Source organism: Ideonella sp. P3_A4 (assembly GCF_056403075.1).
Genome location: NZ_JBFUGE010000351.1, coordinates 1 through 6426, shown reverse-complemented (window position 1 = coordinate 6426; position 6426 = coordinate 1). Strand labels below are relative to the sequence as shown.

The 6426-nt window shown below is 67.1% G+C and carries 9 protein-coding genes; 7 read left to right on the top strand and 2 right to left on the bottom strand.

What is annotated here, in order from left to right; genetic code table 11:
- The 4 genes from AC1DYI_RS23775 to AC1DYI_RS23760 form a co-directional block, all read left to right on the top strand.
- The coding region (locus AC1DYI_RS23775) for a rhodanese-like domain-containing protein (protein ID WP_477206606.1) at positions 1–211 on the top strand (211 nt) is incomplete at its 5' end.
- Positions 212–338: 127 nt separating this feature from the next.
- Entirely contained in the window at positions 339–599 is a 261-nt protein-coding gene (grxC, locus tag AC1DYI_RS23770) for a glutaredoxin 3 (protein WP_477206605.1), read from the top strand.
- A gap of 192 nt (positions 600–791) precedes the next feature.
- A complete protein-coding gene (secB, locus tag AC1DYI_RS23765; protein ID WP_477206604.1) occupies positions 792–1253 on the top strand; it encodes a protein-export chaperone SecB in 462 nt (153 codons plus the stop codon).
- Positions 1254–1278: 25 nt separating this feature from the next.
- Positions 1279–2259, top strand: coding sequence for an NAD(P)H-dependent glycerol-3-phosphate dehydrogenase (locus tag AC1DYI_RS23760; protein ID WP_477206603.1), 981 nt, complete (start codon positions 1279–1281; stop codon positions 2257–2259).
- 9 nt (positions 2260–2268) lie between these two features.
- Here the strand turns inward: AC1DYI_RS23760 and AC1DYI_RS23755 are convergent, their stop codons facing one another.
- Both AC1DYI_RS23755 and AC1DYI_RS23750 read right to left on the bottom strand, forming a co-directional pair.
- The gene (locus AC1DYI_RS23755; RefSeq protein ID WP_477206602.1) at positions 2269–2751 is read right to left on the bottom strand and encodes a tRNA (cytidine(34)-2'-O)-methyltransferase; all 483 of its coding nucleotides are present in this window, start codon (positions 2749–2751) and stop codon (positions 2269–2271) included.
- A complete protein-coding gene (locus AC1DYI_RS23750; protein ID WP_477206601.1) occupies positions 2751–3491 on the bottom strand; it encodes a ComF family protein in 741 nt (246 codons plus the stop codon). Before AC1DYI_RS23750 ends, AC1DYI_RS23755 begins: the two co-directional genes overlap by 1 nt.
- Positions 3492–3539: 48 nt before the next feature.
- Here AC1DYI_RS23750 and AC1DYI_RS23745 point away from each other — a divergent pair, with 48 nt between their 5' ends.
- The 3 genes from AC1DYI_RS23745 to AC1DYI_RS23735 form a co-directional block, all read left to right on the top strand.
- Entirely contained in the window at positions 3540–4433 is an 894-nt protein-coding gene (locus tag AC1DYI_RS23745) for a methyltransferase domain-containing protein (RefSeq protein WP_477206600.1), read from the top strand.
- 216 nt (positions 4434–4649) lie between these two features.
- Complete coding sequence (gene coxB / locus AC1DYI_RS23740) at positions 4650–5825, top strand: cytochrome c oxidase subunit II (RefSeq protein WP_477206599.1); 1176 nt, start codon at positions 4650–4652, stop codon at positions 5823–5825.
- A gap of 37 nt (positions 5826–5862) precedes the next feature.
- The coding region (locus AC1DYI_RS23735; RefSeq protein WP_477206598.1) for a cbb3-type cytochrome c oxidase subunit I at positions 5863–6426 on the top strand (564 nt) is incomplete at its 3' end.

The following is a 6426-nucleotide window of genomic DNA, read 5'->3' as shown; positions in this document are numbered from 1 at the left end:
GTCGAAGCTCGATGGCGCGAACAACCTGCCCAGCAACAAGGCCTTGCCGCTGGTGGTGGTGTGCGCCACCGGCGCGCGCGCGCCGCGTGCGGTGGCCCAACTGCGCAAGGCCGGCTATGCCAATGCGCAGGCACTCGCTGGCGGCCTGAAGGCTTGGCGTGAAGCCAATCTGCCGGTCGAGGTCAGCAAGGACGCCGCCAAAGCTGCCTGAAGTGGCGGCGTGCCGTCGCTTGCTGTGATCTTTGGCCCGCCGCCGGCGGGGTCTTGCCGTCCCGTGCCCGTCGGCCCTGTCGCGGCTTGCGACAATTCGCGCCATTGAAGCTGAGCATGTGGTCCCGATGAGCAAGGTGGTGATGTACACGACGCAGGTCTGCCCGTATTGCGTGCGGGCCAAGGCCTTGCTGAAGCAGCGCGGCGTGTCGGCCATCGACGAAATCCGGGTCGACATGGACCCATCGGCGCGCACCCGCATGGTCGAGTTGACGGGCCGCCGCACCGTGCCGCAGATCTTCATCGGCGAGACCCATGTTGGCGGCTGCGACGACCTGTTCGAGCTGGATCAGCGCGGGGGTCTGATGCCGCTGTTGAACCCCGCCTGATCGCCTCCCTGGCGGCGGCGCGGCCAGCGCACGGCCGCTCCGAAGCGGCCGCGCACCCTCTCGGAGGGTGGTGGCGGTACCCCGCCCCGGGAGCCCCATCCTCGCTGCGCCATAATCCCGATTTGCAGCCCGCACCATCTTCGGTTGCGGGCTTTGTCGTTTCTACATCGACCCGTTTTTCGAAAGCCCATCATGGCCGAACAAGATCAATCCCCCGTGTTCCAGCTGCAGCGCATGTACCTGAAGGACCTGTCGCTCGAGCAGCCCAACTCGCCGCAGATCCTGCTCGAGCAGCAGCAGCCGCAGGTCGACATCCAGCTCGGCATGCAAGCCGAGTCGATCGCCGACGGCATGTTCGAGGTCTCGGTCACCGCCACCGTCACCACCAAGGTCAGCGACCGCACACTGTTTCTGGTCGAGGCCAAGCAAGCCGGCATCTTCGAGATCCGCAACCTGCCCAGCGAGCAAGTGCAAGGCGTGCTGGGCGTGGTCTGCCCGCAGATGATCTACCCCTACCTGCGCGCGATCGTGTCGGACGTCTGCACCCGCGCCGGCTTCCCGCCGATCCTGCTGGCCGARGTSAACTTCCAGGCCATGTTCGAAGCCCAGCAGCAAGCGCAGGCCAACGGCGCTGGCGAAGCCTCGATCAACTGAGCGCGGTTCACGCGTCGACAACGGCATGAAGCTGGCGTTTCTCGGCGCAGGCGCCTGGGGCACGGCCCTGGCGATGGCCGCGGCTCGCCGGCACGAGGTGCTGTTGTGGGCACGTGATGCCGACCAAGCGGCGCAAATGGCTGTCGAGCGCTGCAACACGCGCTACCTGCCGGGTCAGCCGTGGCCCGACGATTTGGCCGTCACGGCGGACTTCGACGCGGCGGTGGCTCACGGTGCGCAAGGCCTGACGATCGTCGCCACGCCGATGGCCGGCCTGCGCGGCACGCTGGCCCGCTTGCCGGCCCAGTCCCGTGTGGTCTGGCTGTGCAAGGGCTTCGAGGCCGGCACCGGTTTGTTGGGGCATGAGGTCGCCGCGGCCGTGCTGCCGCAAGCTGCGGCGGGCGTTCTGTCGGGCCCGAGCTTTGCGCAAGAGGTGGCGGCAGGCCTGCCCACCGCGCTCGTCGCGGCGAGCTTCGAGCCGTCGCTGTCGCAGCAGGTGGTCGACGCGTTCCACCATGGTGCGCTGCGCATTTACACCTCCGCCGACCCGGTCGGCGTTGAGATTGGCGGCGCGGTCAAGAACGTGCTGGCGATCGCCACCGGCATCTCCGATGGCTTGGGCCTGGGGCTGAACGCCCGTGCCGCGCTGGTCACACGCGGTCTGGCCGAGATGACACGCCTGGGTACCCGCATGGGTGCGCAAGCCGAGACCTTCATGGGCCTGACCGGGCTCGGCGATCTGGTGCTCACCTCCACCGGTGACCTGTCGCGCAACCGCAAGTTGGGCCTGCTGCTGGCGCAAGGTGAGTCGCCCGAACAAGGTCTGTCTCATCTGGGCCATGTGGCCGAAGGGGCCTACAGCCTCGGCACCGTGATCGAGCGCTCACGCGTGCTGAAGGTGGATATGCCGGTGGCCGAAGCGGTGTATGCGGTGGTCAGTGGCGCGGCATCCGCGCGCGTGGCTGTCGAGCAGTTGCTTCAGCGTGACCCTCGCGCCGAAGCCTGAGGCCGGTCTCTAGACTGCGCCTTCGAAGCCGCACTGGCGCCAGGCTTCGAACACCGCCACCGCCACCGCATTGCTCAGATTCAGACTGCGCTGACCCGGCCGCATCGGCAAGCGCACGCGTTGCTCGGCGGGGAACTGCTCGCGCAGCGTTGGTGGCAAGCCCGCCGTCTCGCAACCAAACACCAGCGTGTCGCCTGCTTGCCAGGCGACGTCAGTCGGCGACTGCGTGGCGTGGGTCGTGAAGGCGAAGAAGCGAGCGGGTAGGGCGCTGGCATCGGCGCCGGTGGCCGTCAGAAATGCGGCCCAATCGGCGTGGCGCTTCACCGGCGCGTACTCGTGGTAGTCCAGGCCGGCTCGGCGCAGCAGCTTGTCGTCCATCGAGAAGCCCAGGGGCTCGATCAGATGCAGCTCGCAGCCGGTGTTGGCGGCGAGTCGGATCACGTTACCGGTATTGGGAGGGATCTCAGGCTGGACCAGGACGATGCGAAACATCAGCCGATTGTCGCGTCGGCTGGCGCCGTGTCGCGCTCGGTGCGCGCCAGCACCCACAGGTGCACGGTGCGCGCTCCCGCCTCAATCAGCGCTCGGGTCGCTTCGTTCGCGGTGGTGCCGGTGGTCATCACGTCGTCGACCAGGGCGACGCAGCGGCCTTGCACTGCGCGCCTCGCATCCGCCTCACCGGGCATGAACGCGCCCTGCAGGTTGGCGTCACGCTGGCGGCGGTTCAATTGCATCTGCTGCGGTGTGTCGCGCAAGCGGTGCAGCAGATCATGCCGCGCCGGCAGGTCGAGTAATTTCGCTGCGCGGCGGGCAACCTCCCAGGCCTGGTTGTAGCCGCGGTCGCGCAAGCGGCTGTCGGCCAGCGGCACGGCGGTCACCAGATCGACCGTGTCGTGTTCATCGCTCACTGCGGTGGCCAACGCTCGTGCCAAGGGTGCGGACCATTGCAGCTCGCCGCGGAACTTGAAGGCTGCAATCGCGTGGTCCCAGGGGAAGGTGTAGTCGAACGCCGTCACCGCACGCTCGAACAGCGGCGGTGTGCGGATGCAGACGCCACACAGTGCCATGCCGAGCGGCACCCGCAGTGCGCAGCGCGGGCAACGCGCTGCCGGAGCGGCAAAGCGGAGCAGGCATTCGGCACACAGGCCGGCCGGGCGCGACCACGTGCCGCAGACGCCGCAAGGTGCCGGCAACCGCCAGCGTGCATGGGCCTGGCGAGGGGAGGGCGGCATGCGGCTCAATATACTGCCCGCCGCATGGCGCCTAGCGACTCTTCCCCCTTGTCCTCCGCATCGTCTGCGCGCGTCGATGCGCTGGCAGCGCAGCGCACTTTGGCGCGGCTCGCGCGTGCACCCGATGCGCCGTGGCTGCACCAAGAGGCCGCGCGGCGCATGGGCGAGCGGCTGGCGTGGATCAAGCGCCAGCCCGAGCAAGTGCTGGACTGGTCCGGCGCCGCCGGAGGATGCGAAGCACTGCTGGCGACGACCTATCCACGCACGCGGCTGATGCAGGTGGCCGAGGCCGGTATGAGCGTCGAGCAGCAGGCCGCGCCTTGGTGGCGGCGGTGGTCACGCAGTGGGGCGCCACCGCAGCGCGTGGTGGCCGACGCCGTGCCGGCTGCATCAGCTGGCCTCGTCTGGTCCAACATGCGTCTGCATTTCGCGCCCGACCCCTTGCCGTTGTTGCGCGCCTGGCGCCGTGCCGTGGCACCGGATGGGTTTCTGATGTTCTCGACGCTGGGTCCCGGCAGCCTGGGCCTGCTGCGTGAGCTGTACCAGGCCGCCGGGTGGGGGGCGGCCCATGCACCGTTCGTCGACATGCACGACCTCGGTGACATGCTGGTCGAGACCGGCTTTGCCGAACCGGTGATGGACCAGGAGACCCTGACCCTGAGCTATGCCTCACCCCAGGCCCTGCTGGACGAGCTGCGCGGCTTGGGTGCGAACCTCGCGCCGCAACGCTTCAGTGGTTTGCGCACGCCGCGCTGGCGCGAGTCTCTGTGGTCGCGGCTGGCGCAGCATGTCGACGAGAGCGGGCGCTTGTCGCTGTCGTTCGAGTTGGTCTATGGCCACGCGTTTCGCGCCGCCGATGCGGGCCCGCGTGTCGAAGCACAGACGCAGATCGGCCTGGACGATATGAAATTGATGCTGCGCCACCCCCGRCCGCGCAAATAGCGTCGGCTAGAATCCTCAGGTTGACGTGGATCCGTCAGCGCAAGCGTTCGTTCTTGGCGCAGCCCAAGGCATGAACGCGGCGGGAAGCCCTCGCGGCAATCCTGAAGTCTGACGGGCGCTCTGCCCCTCGGCACCGTGCCACCGGCCTGGCCTCAATGGCAAGCGCCGGGCACGGATCGACGGCGGTTTGGGTTTGGAACTGAAATGACGACGACGATGAAGATGACAACAAAGCTTTGCAAGGGCATCGCGCAGGGCGTATTCGCGCTCGCGGCCAGCCTGGCGTCGACAGCGGTCCTGGCGGTCAACGACCTGCCCGGCGGCCCCGCGGTCAACCAGCTCGACCTGCACCCGCCCGTGACCCGCATCGCCAGTGATGTGCACACGCTGCACTACTGGATCATGATGGTCTGCGTGGTGATCTTCATCGCCGTCTTCGGCGTGATGTTCTATTCGATCCTGCGGCACCGCAAGTCGCTCGGCGCCAAGCCGGCGAACTTCCACGAGAGCGTCGCAGTCGAAATCGCCTGGACCATCGTCCCGTTCATCATCGTCACCGCGATGGGCTTCGCGGCCACCAAGACGGTCGTCGCCGAAAAGGACACCACCAACGCCGACCTGACCATCAAGGCCACCGGCTACCAGTGGAAATGGGGCTACGACTACATCAAGGGTGACGGCGCCGGCATTTCCTTCTTGTCGACGCTCGACGTGTCGCAGCGCGAGCTGTCCGACGCTGGCACCCCGCAAGGCGATGACTACCTGCTGCGCGTTGACAACCCACTGGTGGTGCCGGTGAACCAGAAGGTTCGCATCATCACCACCGCGGCCGACGTGATCCACGCCTGGATGGTGCCGGCCTTCGCGGTCAAGCAGGACGCGATCCCCGGTTTCGTGCGCGACGCCTGGTTCAAGGCCGAGAAGACCGGTGACTTCTACGGCCAGTGCGCCGAGCTGTGCGGCAAGGAGCACGCCTACATGCCGATCCACGTGAAGGTGCTGTCGCAAGCCGACTACGCCAAGTGGGTCGACGGCGAAAAGAAGAAGTTGGCCGCCAAGGCCGACGACCCGAACAAGGTCTGGACTCAACCCGACCTGATGGCCCGCGGCGAGAAGGTCTACGCGGCCAACTGCGCGGTCTGCCACCGCCCGGACGGCAAGGGCGCCGGCCCGATCAAGCCGCTGGACGGCTCGCCCAAGGTGCTGGACGCCGACAAGCTGGTGCAGGTCAAGGTCGTGTTGAACGGCCAGGCCAACGGCGCGATGCCGTCGTGGAAGCAGCTGTCCGACACCGAGCTCGCGGCTGTCATCACCTACACGAAGAACAACTGGGGCAACCACACCGGCCAGGTCGTGCAGCCCTCGGAAGTGCTGGCCGCCCGTCAGCAGTGAGCCAACCGCGCGAGCGTAGAGACAACAAGGAATTCCCATGAGCGCAGTTCTTGATCACCACGGCGGCCACGCGCACGACGATCACCACGACCACCATGCCCCGACGGGCTGGCGCCGCTGGGTGTTTGCGACGAACCACAAGGACATCGGCACGATGTACCTGTTGTTCTCGTTCACGATGCTGATGATCGGCGGCATCCTGGCGCTGTGCATTCGCGCCGAGCTGTTCAAGCCGGGCCTGCAGTTCTTCAACCCCGAGCTGTTCAACTCGTTCACGACGATGCACGGGCTGATCATGGTGTTCGGCGCGATCATGCCGGCCTTCGTCGGCTTCGCGAACTGGATGATCCCGCTGCAGATCGGTGCTGCGGACATGGCTTTCGCGCGGATGAACAACCTCAGCTTCTGGCTGCTGATTCCGGCCGGCCTGATGCTGGCGGGCTCGTTCTTCATGCCCGGTGGCGCACCGGCCGCAGGCTGGACGCTGTACGCTCCGCTGACGCTGCAGATGGGCCCCTCGATGGACGCCGGCATCTTTGCGATGCACATCATGGGCGCGTCGTCGATCATGGGCTCGATCAACATCATCGTCACGGTGCTG